This is a genomic window from Asticcacaulis biprosthecium C19 (assembly GCF_000204015.1).
GTDB classification, from domain to species: domain Bacteria; phylum Pseudomonadota; class Alphaproteobacteria; order Caulobacterales; family Caulobacteraceae; genus Asticcacaulis; species Asticcacaulis biprosthecius.
In genome coordinates this window covers 605,147-622,317 of record NZ_GL883079.1, presented here as the reverse complement: position 1 = coordinate 622,317, position 17,171 = coordinate 605,147, and the positions used below count along the sequence as shown (strand labels likewise).

Below are 17,171 nucleotides of genomic sequence, written 5' to 3'. Positions count from 1 at the left end.
ATATACCGCAACTTCAGAGTGTCAGCGATGAGCGCCGCGACTCCGAATCGCTCCGAATATGCTCCCGGCATGGCTGGCGCAACGCCGCCCTGCATCCTGATCGTCGACGATCGCCGTGAGAATTTGCTGGCCACCCAGGCCCTTCTGCGGCCGTTGGGCGCCGAAATCATCACCGCTGATTCCGGTGAAAAGGCGCTCACCCTGGTGCTGAAGTCCGAATTTGCCATTGTCCTGCTGGATGTCCAGATGCCGGTGATGGATGGCTTCGAAACCGCCCAGCTTATGAAGACCCGCCCCAGCATGGCCAATGTGCCGATTATCTTCATCACTGCGATCAGCAAGGAAGATCATTTCGCCACCCGGGCGGCCCAGATCGGCGCCGTGGATTATATCTTCAAGCCAATCAATCCCGACATCCTCAAATCCAAGGTCAGCGTCTATCTGGATCTCTACCGGCAGCGGGAGCAGATTCTGCAACTGAACGCCTCCCTGCGTCAGTCCAATGAGGAACTGGAGCGGTTTGCCTATGTCTGTTCGCACGACATGCAGGAGCCGGTGCGGATGATGAACGCCTACGCCTCGGTACTGACCGAATTCGCCGGCGATGAGCTGAGCGAAGATAGCAAGCGCTATCTCGGCTATATCCACGACAATGCCGTGCGGATGCAGAAGATGATCCGCGATATCCTGAGTTTCTCTCGCGTCGGCCGTGAAGAGGTTACGCTGGAGGTCGTCAACTGCCGCGAGATTTTTGATGAGGTCGTCCACGAATTGCACGACACCATTGCCCGCAAACAGGCCGTGGTGACCTCGGACGGGCTGCCGATTCTGAAGACCAGCCCGACCCTGATGCGGGTGCTTCTGCAGAACCTTGTCGGCAATGCGCTGAAATTCCAGGACGGCAGCCATCCACCGGAAGTGTCCGTCACGGCGAAACGTGAGGCACATGTCTGGCGTTTCGAGGTCGCTGACAATGGTATCGGCATCGATCCGGCCCTTTCGAACCGGCTGTTCACCATCTTTCAGCGGCTCCACCGCGAAGACGACTATCCCGGTACCGGTATCGGTCTGTCGACCTGCCGCAAATTTGTTCGGCTATGCGGCGGTGACATGAGCTTTACGTCGCGTCCGGGGGAGGGTAGTGTGTTCACCTTCACCCTGCCCGACGGAGATTGATTGCCATGCGCCCGCAACTCGACATCCTGCTGGTCGAAGACAATGAGGGCGATGTCGAGATGACCCGCCGTGCGCTGACGACCGCCGTGCCCGCGGTGCGGATGACGGTCGCCAATAACGGCAATCAGGCGCTGGAGTGCCTTCACAAGGAAGGCAAGTATGAGGGTGGCAAGACGCCGGATCTGATTCTGCTGGACATCAACATGCCGCGTATGGACGGCAAGGCGTTTTTGAACGTCGTCAAGGAATCGACCGAGTTCAAATCGATTCCCGTGGTGATGTTCACCAGTTCCGAGTCGCCGGCCGATATTCGTGAATGCTTTGAGCGGCATGCCAATGGCTACGTCGTCAAGCCGTTCGACGGGACAGAGTACGCCAAGACTCTGCGCCAGGTGGTCAGCTTCTGGGGCAGCACCAGCGAACTGCCGAGTTGATTTGAAGGTTGCAGGAGTCGTGCTAACGGTGCCGCCCGATCTGAGGAGCACCCATGCTGACCATCTACGGCATTCCCAACTGCGACACCATGAAGAAGGCTTTCGACTGGCTGAAGGAGCGCGGTATTGCCTACAGGTTTCATGACTACAAGCAGTCGGGCATCGACGCCGCCAAACTGAAGGCATGGAATGCCAAGGCTGGCTGGGAAAAGGTGCTGAACAAGGCCAGCACGACCTTCAAGGACTTGCCGGCCGAAGCCAAGGCCGATCTCGATGAAGCCAAGGCGGTCCAGTTGATGGTCGCCCAGCCGTCGATGATCAAGCGACCTGTCATCGAGATCGGTGATCAGGTGCTGACGGGGTTCAGGCCGGATACGGTGGCGGCGCTGGAGAAGGCGGTTTAATCCGCCCGCGTCCTACTCTACCCGCGTCCTACTCTACCCACGTCCAGGTGTCGGTCTTGCAGATCAGGCCAGCCAGGGCGCAACCCTTGGTGTGAAGCTTGCCGGCCTTGAGCACGATTGTGCCCTTGAACACACGACCGCTTTCGGGATCATAGGCTTCGCCGGTCCAACTGTGCTCGCCTGACGGTACCCGTTTGCGGAAAACGGTCTGACCGACCGTTCCTTTTTTGACGTCAGCTCGTTTCCACACCAGGATGGCGCAGGTTTCCGCACCGCACGGTTCAAAGCGAAAGCGCGCCTTGCCATTGGTGCATTCCCAGGTTCCGGTCAACTCAGCGGCCCCGGCAAGAGCCGGCAGCAGGGCAAGCCCGACAGCCGGAGAGCCTTAGAAATCTTCCCGAACATAGGTCTCGCAACCGACGCGTTTCGAAGCGGCCATGGCTTCGTCAAAACCCTCGATATCGAATTTTTCAGGTTTACCCTCTTCCTCGGGGCGGATCGCGATCTCCCGCGCGCCGGCCATTTCTTCGGCGGGAATCAGGATGATCGTGTCGTCGCGATAATCGCTGGCGTAGGGTTTTACGGTCAGCCCCAGCATATGCAGATCGCGGAACACCGCGCGCCAGGCCTTGGAAGGACGGTCTTCAACGCGAAACCAAACCTTGTTGGGGTCGACATGGTGCTTGAAACGGAAGCCAAGAACGCCGTCCGCATAGGATATCCGGCTTTTGGTCAGGGTTTCGCGCGTGCGGAGGTAGCATTGCGTCCCGTCAGCAAAACCATCGCGACGTACCTCGATGATCCACTGGCCGGACGACCAGCGCTGCTTTTTGATCTTGTCGCCGTGATACTCGCTGAGCGGCTTTTGTTTCTTGTCCGGGAACATTTGTTTCCAACTGCGGAACCCGCGAACACGGACGTCAGCTTCCGGGGTTTCCGCCGTGGCAGCCGCGTCGGCTGGCGTCTCCTTGCGCTTGCCTGGAAGCCAGCGTGTGAAGATATTGCCGCGCGTTTGCGCCGCCGCCGGTTCGGCGGGGGCAGGGGCATCAGCCACTGGGGCCGTCTGGAACAGGGACAGTGCCATAACGGCAGAGGCCAGAAATGCCATTAATTTATCTCCAAGAACCCCAGCCTGGCAGATTGATATCACCGCGGCAGACTCAGGCGTCCATAATTGTGAACCGGTGCACATTGACCCGGCGCCTTAACCCTGTCCATAGCGCAAAACAGCGAAAATGGAATTACAAAAACTTAATCCGAATCCGTGCATCCAAAGTGGGCCTTCGGAGGCTCTTGTCTTCAAAGGCCAACGTTTCCGCGCCTTGTCTCATGTCAAAGAGGAGCTTTCATGGACGCTAAAATCCTTATCCCCATCGTGGCCATCATTTTCACGTTCGGGATGCCGATCGCGATCGTTGCCATTATTCAGTTCACCAAGGCACGCAACAATGCAGAACTCCAGAAGACTGTCCGGACCGCCATTGAAAAAGGTGAAACCCTGCCGGCGGATTTCCTAGACGGCCTGCAACGCTCGGTCCCCAAGGCGAAGACTCCGATGAATGATGTCCGCGCAGGAATGATTCTGATGGCTGTCGCCGGCGGCATCATGCTCTGGCATTACATTGATGACGGCGCACTGGGCGACGGACTGTCGGGTATCGCCGCCGTGCCGGGCCTGATCGGCGTCGCTTTGCTCATCCTGGGCATTATCGGTCTCAACACGCGTTCGAAATAGTCATAGCTGCGGCAATCCGGAAAACCAAAGCGATGGCTATTTCAGGCGACAGGCTGGACTTTTCCCGGCAATCCGACGTCGATTTGGTGCGCGTGTGCACCTCCGGCGATCGCAACGCCTTTGCCGGTCTGGTGCAGCGTCATTCTGGCACGATCCGGACCCACCTTCGTCGCATGGGCGCCCAGGCGTCCGACGCAGACGACATGGCGCAGGAGGCCTTCATGATCGCCTATGAAAGGCTGGGGGATTATCGATTCGATGGGCCGTTCATCGGCTGGTTGAAGAAGATTGCCGCCCGCCGCTACCTGAGGAATGTCAAGTCGTCGCATAAATACCTGCTGACCGACGACATGACGGCCTTCGAACCGGAACCTTCGACGATCGACGAAAATTTTCGTAGTCCCGGCCTTGATGCCGCCATAAATCGCCTTAAACCTGTGGAAAGACTATGTCTGGGCCTCAGTTTCAGCGGCGATATGAGCCATCAGGAGATCGCCGACGAGCTGAAGATGCCCCTGGGCACCGTCAAGAGTCACATCCGCCGGGCGCTGGACCAGTTGAAACTGTGCTTAGCCCCGTCCTCGAGTCCCACGCACGCCATTCTGGAAACCGGATCATGAAAGACAGCGATATCGAAGACCTGTTTTCCGCGCCGGCAGTCTATGACGACTCCGCCGCCTTCGAGCAGCGCGTCATGCGGAGCCTCAAGGTCAAGCTCTGGCTGCGTCAGTGGCTTGTTGTGCTGGCCGGCTTCATCGGCGGCGTCTACGCCCTTGCGCAACTGGTGCGGATGCCGGACCTGCAGATCGGCGGAAAGTCGGTCTACGGGCGATCCTTAGCGGCCGTGGAGAGCGACGAGACGTGGCGCGCCGGCGTCGAACTGGTCGACGTGATACGCCAGCATTTCATGAACTTCATGGACTCGTCCGCGCAATATCTGACCTATATGCAGACTCCGGCCTTTTTTTGGGTCACCTTCTCCCTATGTCTTGCGATCGTAGGCGTCTATTACGCCTACTCCCAGGAAGAAACCATCTAGGGGCCTCTGGCGGTCTGCAAAACGTCATCTAACTGCGATGCGGTGCTCACGTACAAGAGTACGCTCCGCTCCGCGTCTCGTTAGCTGACGTTTTTCGACTCACCATAGACGCCTAGCTGCCCGACAACACAGGATTGCGTTTAGTGAGCAGCCATACCCAAGCCCCCGTCAAGCGGATCACCGCTCCCGAAATCACCAGCCGCAAGGGCAAGGAACCCCTGGTGGTTTTGACAGCCTATTCGGCGCCGATGGCCGAAATTCTGGATGATCACTGCGATATCCTTCTGGTCGGCGACAGTGTCGGCATGGTGGTTCATGGCCTGCCCAACACCATCGGCGTCACCCTGGAGATGATGTCGATGCATGGCAAGGCGGTGATGCGCGGCGCCAGGCGTGCCTTTGTCGTGGTCGACATGCCATTCGGCTCCTATGAGGCCGGTCCCGAACAGGCTTTCCAGAACGCGGTGCAACTGTTGAAGGAAACCGGAGCCCAGGCCGTCAAGGTCGAAAGCGGTCCCACAGTGGCCGACACAATCGAGTATCTGGTGCGGCGCGGCATTGCCGTCATGGGACATGTCGGCTTGCGACCGCAGGCGGTCAATGTCGACGGCGGTTTCAAAGCCAAGGGCCGGACCGAGGCCGAACGTGAAAAGGTGATCAAGGAAGCCTTGGCCAGTGATGCCGCCGGCGCCTTTGCCATCGTCATCGAAGGCGTCGCCGCCGACCTGGCCGGCGAAATCACGCGGATGGTCAAGGCGCCGACAATCGGAATTGGGGCTTCAAATGCCTGCGACGGACAGGTTCTGGTCGTCGACGACATGCTGGGCCTGTTCGACTGGTCGCCCAAGTTCGTCCGCCGCTATGCCGACCTGCGCGGCGAAATCGCCACAGCGGCGGCGCAGTACGCTAAAGATGTCAGAGCGCGCAGCTTTCCCGCCCCAGAAGAGACATATTTTGCTAAGTAATAGGCTCTGATAAAGGGTTGCGCGACTGAATCTTGCGCAACCTGGCAAGGCCGACTGGCCGCCCGAGCTTTTGCGAGGAGCCATGCGGCGTTTGAGCTGAAGAGAAAATACCGGTTTGCCCATGCAAACCGGTATGACATGGTGCTTGGGGGCGGCTGCGCGCCGTATAACGGTTGCGCAAGCCTGAGGCTTTGGCTAGGTTCGCGCCGACACGGGCGCCGCTTAACCATGGCCGTCCTCAAACGATAACACTAGGGATGCTCCGTTGAGCGATATTTTTGAAGAAACCGAAGAGACCCTGCGCGCCCAGGAATGGACCCGCATAGCCAAGAAGAGCGCGCCGTGGGCGGCCGGGATTGCCGGCCTGGCCCTGGCGGGCGCACTGGGCTTCTGGGGTTTCACGACCTGGCAGGACAAGGAAGTGGCCAAGGCCTCGGAAGTCTTCCAGGCGGGCATCGAGGCTGCCGCCAAGGGTGACAGCACCGCGGCGAAGGCCAGTTTCGAACAGACGGCCAAGGGCAGCAACTCCACCTACAAGGCGATGTCGCTGATGCAACTGGCGGGCCTGGCGCATCGTGACGGCAAGACGGACGAGGCGATCAAGCTGTTCGACGATGCCGCCAAGGCGTCCTCCGACCCCCGCGTTGCTGACCTGGCGGCGCTGAAGGCTGCTTATCTGGTCATGGACAAGGGTGTCTTCGCCGACAGCCAGAAGCGCCTGACGCCCCTGACCGATGCCAAGCGTCCCTACACCTTCCTCGCAAAGGAAGCCCTGGCCATGGCCAAGCTGCAAAATGGCGACGCTGCGGGGGCACGCGCGGATCTGAATGCCTTGTCGTTCGAGCTGGACGCGCCTGAAGGCGTCAAGCAACGCGCCCAGCGCGTGGTTGCGGCCATCGATTTTGGTGTTGCGCCGACGGTGAAATCGATCCTTGCCCTGCCGGAAGCCGAAACGCCTACCCTGCCGGGCGGCCTGCCGCCGGGCCTGAACATTCCGCAGCAATAATCCTTTCGTTCATTTGGTCTGTCCTCTGTATGGAAACCGCATCGATGATGTCTCTTTCAAACCGCTTGGCGAAACGCTCGGCAAAAGGCGCCGCCGTCCTGGCTCTGGTTGTGGCCTCGGGGCTTGCGCTGCAAGGCTGCTCGACGATCAGCAAGATCACCAAGCGTGAGGATCCGGAAAACCAGGCGGTTGCCTCCCAGGGGCAGCGGATTTCCATCGTTGCCTTCGACCAGAAGCTGACCCCCTCCAAGAGTCTGAAGGATGTCGGCTACTACCTGCCGCCGGCGGCCACGGTTGCGTCTTGGCCGCTTGCGGGCGGTCCGGTGCAATCGGTTCAGCACAGCAATGCGGCGGTCAATTTCCAGGTGGCGTGGTCCAAGTCGATTGGCGCCGCGGGCAAGACCCACACCGAAGTCGTCGCGCAGCCCGTCTCCGACGGCCAGCGCATCTACACTCTGGACGGTCAGGCGCGGGTCACTGCGTTCGATGTCGCCAGTGGCGCGGAGGTGTGGTCGGTCGACCTCGACCCCAAGCTCAAGCGCGACAAACACGGCTTCGGCGGCGGCCTGGCCCTGACGACGGACGGTAAGTTGTTCGTGACGTCGGGTTATCGCTCGATCAACGCCCTGGACGCGGCGTCTGGCGCCATCATCTGGCAGAAGCCGGTCGATACCCAGTTCCACGCCGCACCGACTGTTGACGGCACCCACGTCTTCGCCACCGACGTCGACAACCAGATTTTCGCCTTCGACCAGGTGAACGGCGAAATGAAATGGACCTACCAGGCCATTGCCGAGCCGGCCCGTATCCTTAAGTCGGCGTCACCGGTCGTTTCAGGTGACATGGTCATCGCGCCGTTTTCGTCGGGTGAACTGGTGGCCCTGAGCACGTCCACGGGCGATCCGGTTTGGGAACAGACCCTGGCGCAGTCGGCCCGTACCAACGCCTTGTCGCAGATTCGCGATATCGCCGGCCGTCCGGCCCTTTACGACAATATGGTCTATGCCGCGTCGCATTCCGGCGTCTTCGCTGCCATGGATGCGCGCTCGGGCCAGACCAAGTGGCAGGTGCCGGCCGACAGCGTTAACTCGCCGTGGGTCGCCGGGGACGTGGTCTTCCTGACCTCCCTGCAGGGCGAACTGATGGCGGTCAGCCGTGACAGTGGCCAGATCTACTGGATTAAGGATCTCAACGACGGCAAGCAGCGGATGAAAAAGGGCTTTTTCGGCATGGGCCGTGAAAAGCTCGTCGGCAAGGTACCGCAATGGACCGGGCCGATCCTGGCATCCAATCGCCTGATCATGGTTAATTCCGATGGTCAGGCCGTGTCATACGATCCCAATACAGGCGCGGCGACAGGCGAACTGAAGCTGGGCGGCGCTGCCTATATTGCCCCAATCGTCGTTGGCGATACCCTGTTCGTCGTCACGGACGACGGCAAGCTGGTCGCGATTCGCTAAACCCTTTTGGACGTGATGAGGCGTTCGCCGTTGTGCGGGTGCGTCATCACGTCTTTGTTTTTAAGGGCATGTTAGCGCTACCTTGACAGCCGGTAAAAACATCGCCACGCTGCATTCAACGATAAAAAATACCATGGGAGATGATACATGACCGCAAAGGTCTGCCTGGATCGCCGCGCGCTGGTGTTAAGCGCTGCGGCGTCTACCCTTTTGGCTGCATGTGGCGGGGGAGGTGGGGGCAGTAGCTCCGGCGGAGGGGGAGGCGGTACCTCCTCCAGCAGCAGTTCCTCATCAAGCACCAGTTCGTCTAGCAGTAGTTCGTCAAGCAGTTCTGGGTTGCCCGATCCGGCGACCGCGCCCGCGCTAAAGACCCATTTCGCCGGCAAGTTCAAGATCGGCATGGCCGTCGATCCCGGCCAGGCCGTCAATGCCGTCACCAGTCCGGTTCTGCTCAAGCATGCCGGCAGCATTACCGCTGAAAGCGTGATGAAGGCGGATCCCATCGGTGTCTCTGCTGGCGTCTACAACTATGGGCCTGCCGACCAATTGGTCACCCTCGCCCAGACCAACGGCATTGACGTACGCGGCCATGCCCTGTTGTGGCACCAAACGTCGCCGGCCTGGTTCTTTGCAGGGGATACGACCGCTCCGGGCTATAAAGCCACGGTCCAGGCGCGACTGGAGACCTATATCACCGACGTCGTCACCCATTTCAAAGGCAAGGTCTATGCCTGGGATGTCGTCAACGAACCCACCCGTGACGACGCTTCGGGGAATTACCGCAATTCTCAGTGGTATCAGATCTTCGGCCCCGACTATATCGAGATTGCCTTCCGTGCCGCCCGCGCCGCCGACCCGACGGTTCAGCTGTTCATCAACGACTATGGGACGGAAGATCCAGGCAAGCTGGGGCGGTTCATGGCCATTGTCGACACCATGCTGGCGCGGGGCGTTCCCATCGATGGCATCGGACATCAGCTTCACATCAATACCAGCTGGCCGCCGGTCGCCAACGTCAAGGCAGCTTTCGTCGCGGCGGAAACTCGCAGTCTTATGAACCACGTCACAGAACTGGACGTGTCGCTGTACACCAGTGATTCGGGCAGCTGCTTCGGTTCTCCGCCCACCGGCTGCCAGGCGGCGTTCGTCGCCGGCACGACCGCCTACAATGACGCCCTGCGCGCCCAGGCGTTGCAGTACCGGACGATGTTCAACCTGTTCCAGGAGCATGCCAGCGTCAAATCGGTGACCATGTGGGGCGTTGCCGACAACAGCACCTGGCTGTCGACCTTCCCGACGACACGTCTGAATCACCCGCTGCTGTTCGATACCACGGGCAACCCGAAATCGGCCTTCTGGGCGGTGACCGACGCGACCTTTGTCCCGTAGTTCGGCGCACCAAACCGTACCTTTTGCGTGAAAAGTCATGTTTTGCGCGACAAATTCTGTTGCCAGTCGTGGCAAGCGCTGATACATCGCACGGCTCAATGCGACAGCGCCCGGCGCTTTAGCAATAGGGGTATAGCTCAGCTGGTAGAGCGTCGGTCTCCAAAACCGAAGGTCGTGGGTTCGAACCCCTCTGCCCCTGCCATTACTTTCGGAGCGCATTCCGAAAAAGTGTTGCCATGTCATAGTGCACTTTTTGGATAAGATGCGCGACACTCATTGGTGAGGCTTGAAATACGCGTTTCGAGCCTCATTTCTGTTGTTCGCAACAACAGGCAACTGACAGGCTGAACACGGTGAAGAAACCAGAGGTCAAGAGCAAGACGGTCCAGGGTGGCAAGACCACCGGTGGCACCGCCATCGGCAAGATTGAACCGGTCAAGGCGGCCGCGGCGGATACGGCCGATAAGGCGCCGAAGAAGCCGTTCAATCCGATGAAGTTCTTCAGTGAGGTGCGCCAGGAGGCGCGCAAGATCACCTGGACCTCGCGCAAGGAAACCTGGGTCACGACGGTGTTCGTCATGATCATGGTGGTCCTGGCCGGGTTCTTTTTCTTTATTGTTGACGCTGCGCTCGGCTGGGGCTCCAGCTGGCTTACCAAACTCGGCGCATAAGGACTTTCCGATGGCCAATCCCGCTCAAGACATCACAGCTCCGGTGTCCAATCCGAACCACAAGTGGTACATCGTCCACGCCTATTCCAACTTCGAGAAGAAGGTGGCCGAGTCGCTGCGCGACCAGGCCAAGTCGCAGGGCCTGGAAGACAAGTTCTCCGAGATCCTGGTACCGACCGAAGAGGTCGTTGAGGTTCGTCGCGGCCGCAAGTTCAATTCCGAGCGCAAGTTCTTCCCGGGTTATGTCCTGGTGAAGATGGAGCTGTCGGATGAAGCCTACCACCTCGTCAAGAATACGCCGAAGGTGACCGGGTTCCTCGGTTCCGGCTCCAAGCCGATGCCGGTGTCGGAAAAGGAAGTTCAGCGCATCGTCGGTAATGTCGACGCGGCGGTCGAGCGTCCCAAGCCCGTCCTGGCTTTCGATATCGGTGAAAAGGTCAAGATCACCTCGGGTCACTTTGCGTCGTTCGATGGTGTCGTCGAAAGCGCCGATCCGGAACATGCCCGTCTGCGGGTGTCGGTGTCGATCTTCGGACGCGCCACGCCGGTCGACCTCGAATACAGTCAGGTCGAAAAGACGGCCTGATCTGTCAGATTCAGGGATTTGCAAAACGCTCCGGGAAACCGGGGCGTTTTGTGTTTGCGGCCGTCGCCTTCATTCTGCGTTCAGGTTGCTGCGTTCACTGTCGCGGCCGTATGGGCAGCGCGCGTAAAAGGACTCCGGTGAAACAGGTGGCAAGCCTTTGTGTGGCTGCGGCAGCGGCGCTGGCCGCGCCGGCGGCTGCCCAAGAGGCTGCTCAGGAGGCCGAGGTTATCGTACGGGGCAGGCTGCCCGTCGTCGAAAAAGCCGACCGCCTCAGCTACGAGGTTCCGCGGGAAACGCCTGGCATTCTGGTCGACCTCTTGCGCACCATGCCTTCGGTGACGGTGACGCCGGAGGGTGGGGCCGCTGTGCGCGGCGTGGCGGCAACCATCCTGATCGATGGCAAGGTGCCGCCGGAAGGGCCCGCGGCCGTACGCAATCTGGCGGCCGGCGACGTCCTGCGCATAGAGGTGCTGACAGCGCCATCGGCGCAGTACGGCAACGACGGCGGCGTCATCAACATCGTCACCCGCAAGCGCCGCAAGGTCGGGGGCGATCTGAACCTGGAAGGCAATACGCTGACCCAGGGCAGCGTGGGTCTGTCCGGCGTGATGACCCAAGGGGCCTGGACCTACCATGGCCGCCTGTTCGTTGATCACTACCAGAATCGCTCGACCCTGCTGCAACATCAGGAATTGCCGGACGGTGGCGGTGGCTATGATGTCAGCGATCGCATCGACCGGACGCGCTATGGTTCGGACAACGCCACAGCATCGCTCAGCGCCGAACTTGCCCTGTCCGAGACATCTGAAATCAGCTTCAAGGCGGAACATGGTCATTTCGTTTCGCAATCGCGGGGGCTGGCCCAATCGCGTGGCGAGGACGTCTTCGACGAAGTGTCCGCGATCAAGACCGGCAACCGCGACAGCCGAATCCAGGCGGTTTATGCCCGCAGCGACGACGGCCAGTTCCGCCTCGCCTATGACCATAACGAGGCGGTGCGCGACTTCGCCGCCAACTATGACCGCGACATCGGTGGCGGCTATACAACGGCGACGGGCCGCGAGACCGACGGTGACCGCATTGAAGGCGATTATGAACGCCGTTTCGGCAAACGGTTGCTGACGGCAGGGTTTTCGTTGGACCGCAGCACCAGCCGCATTCGCAATCTCTATGTCAGCCGTGGCGTCCAGTTGGGTGTCGCAGACTTCGACACTGTCTTCGAAGGTACAGAAACTCTGACCTCTGCCTACGCCACCTGGCAGAACCCGGTAGGCAGATGGACCTTCCTGCCGGGCTTGCGGGTGGAACGCCAGGCGTTGGACCTGCCGGACGGGCGTAGGTTGGATTTCGTCGATGCTTTGCCATCGCTGCATGCCGACCGTGCGCTGGGTGCCAGGGGGCGTTTGCGGCTGAGCCTCCTGCGCCGGGTCGACCGTCCGCCGCTGCGCGACTACGACGAGACGCCGCGCTATATCGGCGCCAAGCAGGTTGTGGCCGGCAATCCCAGCCTGGAGCCCCAGGTCACGAACGGTTTCGAAGCGCGCTACAGCTTCGACGACGTACGGTTCAGCGCGTCGACAACCGTCTATGTCCGCGAAACCCGCGGCGACTTCTCGCCCTATACCGAGGTGCTCAGCAACGGTTTGCTGATGACCACCACAATCAATTCCGGTGTCAGCCGGTCTGGGGGCGCCGAGATGACCTTGCGCGGCACGATGGGTGAGAGGATCACCTATTCGGTCAACGCCAACCTGTTCTATGCCGAAGTGCCGTTCGAAGGTGAAGGTGGCGGCGCGGTGTTGCGCGGGCGAACCAACGGGTCCGGCAATGCTCTGGTTGAATACCGCGCCGGCACTGGCGACCGCTTTCAGCTGAACCTGACCGGTTTCAGCCGGACCCAGACCTTTCAGGGCTATAGCGACGGGTTTTACCGCGCCGACCTGAGTTACACCCGGCAACTGAAAGATCGGCTCTCGCTGGTGGTCAGCCTGAACGATGCCTTCAACAGCTCAGGCTATGCCTCTGTGATAGATACGCAGGCCTTGCGATTGGTCATGAAGACCCGGCCCGACAATCGAGCGTTCAAATTGGCGCTCGCCTGGAAACTCGGTGACGGGCATTAATCCCTTTCTGCGCTTGCTTTTTCGATGATTAGTCGCTATACGCCGCGCTCTCGTCTTTGGGCGAGATAAATCCGTGGGAGCAGAGATGCGCACCACGGCTCACAATGTCCCTCGTTTTGGGACTTTATGGAGATATCCAATGGCTAAGAAAATCCTGGGCTATATCAAGCTCCAGGTGAAGGCCGGCTCTGCCACGCCTTCGCCCCCCATCGGTCCTGCACTGGGCCAGCGCGGCGTCAACATCATGGGTTTCTGTAAGGAATTCAACGCCCGCACCGAAAACATCGAAAAGGGCACGCCGCTCCCGACGATCATCACGGTCTATCAGGACAAGTCCTTTACCTTCATGACGAAGACGCCCCCGGCGACCTTCTTCATCAAGCAGGCGCTGAACCTGAAGTCGGGCTCCAAGCTGCCCGGCCGCGACTCCGCCGGCAAGATCACGCGCGCCCAGTTGCGCGACATCGCCGAAAAGAAGATGAAGGATCTGAGCGCCCACGATCTCGATCAGGCGACAAAGATCATCGAAGGTTCCGCCCGTTCCATGGGCCTGCAGGTGGTGGACTGATATGAGCAAGATCGCAAAACGCATTCAAGCCTGGAAGACCGACAGCGCCAAGTTCTATCCGCTGACGGAAGCTCTGGAAACCGTCAAGGCTAACGCCAAGGCCAAGTTCGACGAATCCGTCGAAGTCGCCATCAACCTGGGCGTTGACCCGCGTCACGCCGACCAGCAGGTCCGTGGCGTCGTCAACCTGCCGTCGGGCACTGGCAAGGACGTTCGCGTCGCCGTGTTCGCCAAGGACAAGAAGGCCGAGGAAGCTCTTGCCGCCGGCGCCGAAGTTGTTGGCGCCGAAGACCTGGTCGAAAAGATCCAGGCGGGCTTCATGGACTTCGACCGCGTCATCGCGTCTCCGGACATGATGGCCCTGGTCGGTCGTCTCGGTAAGGTGCTGGGCCCGCGCGGCCTGATGCCGAACCCGAAGGTCGGCACCGTCACCCCGAACGTCGCCCAGGCCGTCAAGGACGCCAAGGGCGGTGCGGTCGAGTTCCGCGTCGAAAAGGCCGGTATCGTCCATGTCGGCGTCGGCAAGATCAGCTTCACCACCGAAGCCCTTGAAATCAACGTCAAGGCTCTGGTCGACGCTCTTGTCAAGGCTCGCCCGTCGGGTGCCAAGGGTCTCTATGTCAAGAAGATTTCACTGTCTTCGACCATGGGCCCGGGCGTGAAGGTCGATACCTCCACCACCAGCCTGTAATTTCCGATTTATAGGAAATGAAAAAAGCCGCTCCGGTGACGGGGCGGCTTTTTTATTGGCCGGTCGGTTGGGCCGGTGGAATTTAACCACGGAAAGTCCTGAAACGCCGCTGCGCGGCGACACGGAAAGACACAGAATTCAAGATGACCTGAGCCGGCGGCGTCGCGGCATTGCCGTGCTTATCGGAACCGCGAATGAACGCTAGTAAACGCGAATAGATGCGCTCGGTTGCCCTTTCCTGTGACAATGGCCGCCTGCGACGGTGCATCCTTGCTTCCTCGGAATTCGCGCTTATTGGCGTTCATTCGCGGTTACAAACCAACTTCGACTGTCGCAGCGCGGCGGGTTCACGCGACCAGAAATTCCTGCTCTTTCCGAACCTGCCCGTGCTTTCTGTGATCATAATTCCGCCGGCCTTGATGATGTTCAGCATGCAGATCTGGCCCGGCCAAAGGCCCCAATCGGGGCGCCATAGTTGTTGCTGTGAAAGTTCGGATCATGCTCGTTGGTCGAAGGCGCTATCGTACTGAGGTTGGCGGACCCGAGTGAAAACGGAATTCGGTGTCCGGATCGCCAATGAGGGCTTGTTCCTGGGCACGGATGACCTCGATGCGCCGGGCTATGTCGCCGGCGTCGCCGTAAAGATGGGCCAGTTTGAGATAGCCGGTATAGTGGCGGGCCTCGGTGCGCAACAGGCTGGCATAGAAGGCGCCGAGTTCTTCGTCCAGGTGCGGCGCAATGGCGGCAAAGCGCTCACACGACCGGGCCTCGATAAAGGCGCTGATCACCAGGATGTCTGTAAGCATGCCAGGTTCGTTGCGCCGGACCAGGGTGCGCAAGGAGGCGGCGTAACGGGCGGCGGAAAGCGGGCGCAGGGCCACGCCACGCTTCTTGATGAACTTCATCACCTGTTCGTGGTGGGCCAGTTCCTCGCGCGCCAGCCGCGCCATGGCCGTGACCAGTTCGACCCGCTCCTGGTACTTGGCCATCAGGTTGATGGCGTTGCTGGCGGCCTTGTACTCACAGTTCTTGTGGTCGAGCAGCAGCAGGTCCTGGTTGACCACGGCGGCGTCGATCCAGGCCTGCGGCGTTGCCGTGCCGAGGAAGTTCAGGATGGGTTGGAGATCTGTCACAGCCATGTCGCATGTCCGTGCCAAAGCCACGCCATAAAATCAAGCGGGGCGATGCTCGACAGGCAGGAAAGTAACAGCGGAAAGCAGTGGAACGAATTTTGCAGAGATTTGCAAAAGACTTTAACCGAAGATTACTGATAATTCATTCGACATTGACGAGCGTATCAAGCATCCTGACGCTACGGAATTCGTCGTAATAAGTTGTTTCGTTTGAAAGTGAGTCGCTCGACTCTTTTTCAACTTGTGGGACTTAGTATAGTTTGAGGCTGTTTCGGTCTTTATGTGTTTATCTGAGTGAACTTCCTTCTCCGGGTTGCCGCAGCTCAGGTAATAAGGGGGAAGATGTAGGCGCGTCTTCCCCCGCTTGATTCTCTGCCCTGCTTGATTTTGGGCCCAGCGTCATTTTCCCCTCAGCTCTTTTCGAAACCGTAAGCCCGTTCGACCCGGGCGACGCGCGTGATATACCGCTCATACCACTTGGTCCGTCCCAGCTTTTGCGCCGCCAGGTGGTCGGCGACTCGTTTCCAGGCGATAATGCTGGTCTCGTCCGCCCAATACGAATTGGTGATGCCGAAACCCTCCGCGTCGCGCGCGCTTTCAACGCCGAGATAGCCTGGCTGTTGTGCGGCGAGAGCCACCATTTGATCCGCCATGTCACCATAACCGTCGTCCGCCTCGGTCCGATGCGACACGAAGGTGACGACGTAATAGGGCGGGGCGGGCGTGTCGGCGAAACGACTCATTGTGCGGCTCGGGAGAAGGTCTGGCGGTAGGCGGTAGGTGTGGTATTCAGATGCTCTCGGAAGTGATGGCGTAGATTGGTCGTCGTTCCGAAGCCCGTGCATTCGGCGATCAGTTCGATGCTGATGTCGCTGGCCTCCAGATGGTCGCGGGCTTCATTCAGCCGAACGCTCAGCAGCCATTTGGCGGGCGTGGTGCCGGTGGCTTCGGAAAAACGGCGCAGGAAGGTCCGTTCGCTCATACCGGCGCGGCGGGCGAGGTCCGGAATGCGGTGCTCCTTGTTGAGGTTCTCACGCATGAAGTCGAGCAGGGGGCCAAGCCGTTTGCTTTCGTAGTCTGTGGGCACGGCACGTTCGATATACTGTGCCTGGCCGCCGTCGCGATGGGGCGGCACCACCAGCCGCCGGGCGACCTTGTTGGCGGCTTCGGGGCCATAGTCGCGGCGAATCAGGTGCAGGCACAGGTCGATGCCGGCCGCGCTGCCGGCCGAGGTCAGGATCTGACCTTCGTCGATATAAAGGACGTCGGGAACCAGTTCGACCTCGGGATAGTGCTGGGTGACGTAGTCGACATATTTCCAGTGGGTGGTGGCGCGCCGGCCCTTCAGGAGCCCGGCGGCCGCCAGGACGAAGGCGCCGGAGCAGATGGTGACGATTCGCGCGCCGCGGTCGTAGGCGCGATGCAGGATGTCGATCAGGTCCTGGGGGATCGGCTTGGATGGGTGCCAGCCGGGAATGATAATCGTGCCGGCGTCTTCCAGCAGCGACAGCGGCGCCGCGGCTGTGACGGAAAGCCCTGCCGTAGTGCGGCAGGGACCTTCGGCAAGTTGCACGGCCTGGAAGGTGTACCAGTCGGGACCCATTTCCGGCCGATCCAACCCGAACAGCTCTACGGCGATCGAGAATTCAAACAGCGGCATGCCGTCATAGGCCAGCGCGCAGACGAGTCGGTTGGGGTGAGGCAAGTTTGGCATAATTCTTATTATAGACGTCATTCATGCCATCTTCAAGAGACGTTTCCGTTACGGCATAGTGGTTAGATCAAATTCAC

At 60.0% G+C, this 17,171-nt stretch carries 20 protein-coding genes and 1 tRNA gene; 16 read left to right on the top strand and 5 right to left on the bottom strand.

All coding sequences use genetic code 11. The annotated features are described in order from the left end of the window. The first annotated feature begins 27 nt into the window (after positions 1–27). Genes ABI_RS18105 through ABI_RS18095 form a run of 3 tightly spaced genes read left to right on the top strand, consistent with a single transcriptional unit; the run spans position 28 to position 2,014 of the window. Positions 28–1,176 (top strand): sensor histidine kinase, encoded by a 1,149-nt coding sequence (locus ABI_RS18105; RefSeq protein WP_245531391.1) that lies wholly within the window; start codon positions 28–30, stop codon positions 1,174–1,176. A gap of 5 nt (positions 1,177–1,181) precedes the next feature. After that, on the top strand, positions 1,182–1,610 hold the full coding sequence (locus ABI_RS18100; RefSeq protein ID WP_006274506.1) for a response regulator: 429 nt from the start codon (positions 1,182–1,184) through the stop codon (positions 1,608–1,610). 53 nt (positions 1,611–1,663) lie between these two features. Next, positions 1,664–2,014, top strand: a complete 351-nt coding sequence (locus ABI_RS18095; protein WP_006274505.1) for an arsenate reductase — start codon at positions 1,664–1,666, stop codon at positions 2,012–2,014. 28 nt (positions 2,015–2,042) lie between these two features. On the opposite strand, the gene ABI_RS18090 is transcribed toward ABI_RS18095, so the two are convergent. Together ABI_RS18090 and ABI_RS18085 are read right to left on the bottom strand one after the other, a co-directional pair. Continuing rightward, positions 2,043–2,345 carry a DUF2147 domain-containing protein gene (locus ABI_RS18090; protein ID WP_006274504.1) on the bottom strand — a complete coding sequence of 101 codons (303 nt, stop codon included), beginning with the start codon at positions 2,343–2,345 and terminating at the stop codon, positions 2,043–2,045. Positions 2,346–2,399: 54 nt separating this feature from the next. Next, complete coding sequence (locus ABI_RS18085) at positions 2,400–3,206, bottom strand: hypothetical protein (RefSeq protein WP_211211190.1); 807 nt, start codon at positions 3,204–3,206, stop codon at positions 2,400–2,402. A 156-nt stretch (positions 3,207–3,362) separates the two neighbouring features. On the opposite strand from ABI_RS18085, the gene ABI_RS18080 reads away from it, so the two are divergent. The 13 genes from ABI_RS18080 (at position 3,363) to rplA (ending at position 14,247) form a co-directional block, all read left to right on the top strand. Continuing rightward, positions 3,363–3,749, top strand: coding sequence for a DUF6249 domain-containing protein (locus tag ABI_RS18080; RefSeq protein WP_006274502.1), 387 nt, complete (start codon positions 3,363–3,365; stop codon positions 3,747–3,749). Between the two features lie 32 nt (positions 3,750–3,781). Next, complete coding sequence (locus tag ABI_RS18075; protein ID WP_050808346.1) at positions 3,782–4,369, top strand: RNA polymerase sigma factor; 588 nt, start codon at positions 3,782–3,784, stop codon at positions 4,367–4,369. Next, positions 4,366–4,788: a hypothetical protein gene (locus ABI_RS18070; RefSeq protein WP_006274499.1), complete on the top strand. Its 423-nt coding sequence runs from the start codon at positions 4,366–4,368 to the stop codon at positions 4,786–4,788. Before ABI_RS18075 ends, ABI_RS18070 begins: the two co-directional genes overlap by 4 nt. A 143-nt stretch (positions 4,789–4,931) precedes the next feature. Next, positions 4,932–5,753 carry a 3-methyl-2-oxobutanoate hydroxymethyltransferase gene (gene panB / locus ABI_RS18065; protein ID WP_006274498.1) on the top strand — a complete coding sequence of 274 codons (822 nt, stop codon included), beginning with the start codon at positions 4,932–4,934 and terminating at the stop codon, positions 5,751–5,753. A 265-nt stretch (positions 5,754–6,018) separates the two neighbouring features. Beyond that, the gene (locus ABI_RS18060) at positions 6,019–6,759 is read left to right on the top strand and encodes a tetratricopeptide repeat protein (RefSeq protein WP_006274497.1); all 741 of its coding nucleotides are present in this window, start codon (positions 6,019–6,021) and stop codon (positions 6,757–6,759) included. 44 nt (positions 6,760–6,803) lie between these two features. Further along, complete coding sequence (locus ABI_RS18055; protein ID WP_245531390.1) at positions 6,804–8,219, top strand: outer membrane protein assembly factor BamB family protein; 1,416 nt, start codon at positions 6,804–6,806, stop codon at positions 8,217–8,219. 336 nt (positions 8,220–8,555) lie between these two features. Further along, positions 8,556–9,608, top strand: coding sequence for an endo-1,4-beta-xylanase (locus ABI_RS18050; RefSeq protein WP_006274495.1), 1,053 nt, complete (start codon positions 8,556–8,558; stop codon positions 9,606–9,608). 126 nt (positions 9,609–9,734) lie between these two features. Further along, a tRNA-Trp gene (locus ABI_RS18045) sits at positions 9,735–9,810 on the top strand. 151 nt (positions 9,811–9,961) lie between these two features. Beyond that, complete coding sequence (gene secE / locus ABI_RS25360) at positions 9,962–10,279, top strand: preprotein translocase subunit SecE (RefSeq protein ID WP_006274494.1); 318 nt, start codon at positions 9,962–9,964, stop codon at positions 10,277–10,279. Between the two features lie 10 nt (positions 10,280–10,289). Then, positions 10,290–10,865 carry a transcription termination/antitermination protein NusG gene (gene nusG, locus ABI_RS18035; RefSeq protein ID WP_006274493.1) on the top strand — a complete coding sequence of 192 codons (576 nt, stop codon included), beginning with the start codon at positions 10,290–10,292 and terminating at the stop codon, positions 10,863–10,865. Positions 10,866–11,011: 146 nt separating this feature from the next. Continuing rightward, entirely contained in the window at positions 11,012–12,988 is a 1,977-nt protein-coding gene (locus ABI_RS18030) for a TonB-dependent receptor (protein WP_157138986.1), read from the top strand. Between the two features lie 139 nt (positions 12,989–13,127). Beyond that, complete coding sequence (gene rplK, locus ABI_RS18025; protein WP_006274491.1) at positions 13,128–13,556, top strand: 50S ribosomal protein L11; 429 nt, start codon at positions 13,128–13,130, stop codon at positions 13,554–13,556. Between the two features lies 1 nt (position 13,557). After that, positions 13,558–14,247, top strand: a complete 690-nt coding sequence (rplA, locus tag ABI_RS18020; protein ID WP_006274490.1) for a 50S ribosomal protein L1 — start codon at positions 13,558–13,560, stop codon at positions 14,245–14,247. A 518-nt stretch (positions 14,248–14,765) separates the two neighbouring features. Here the strand turns inward: rplA and ABI_RS18015 are convergent. The 3 genes from ABI_RS18015 to ftrA form a co-directional block, all read right to left on the bottom strand. Continuing rightward, a complete protein-coding gene (locus ABI_RS18015) occupies positions 14,766–15,386 on the bottom strand; it encodes a MiaE family protein (protein ID WP_006274488.1) in 621 nt (206 codons plus the stop codon). Positions 15,387–15,790: 404 nt separating this feature from the next. Then, positions 15,791–16,123, bottom strand: coding sequence for an antibiotic biosynthesis monooxygenase family protein (locus tag ABI_RS18010; protein WP_006274487.1), 333 nt, complete (start codon positions 16,121–16,123; stop codon positions 15,791–15,793). Continuing rightward, a complete protein-coding gene (gene ftrA / locus ABI_RS18005; protein WP_006274486.1) occupies positions 16,120–17,094 on the bottom strand; it encodes a transcriptional regulator FtrA in 975 nt (324 codons plus the stop codon). Before ftrA ends, ABI_RS18010 begins: the two co-directional genes overlap by 4 nt. Between the last annotated feature and the right edge of the window lie 77 nt (positions 17,095–17,171).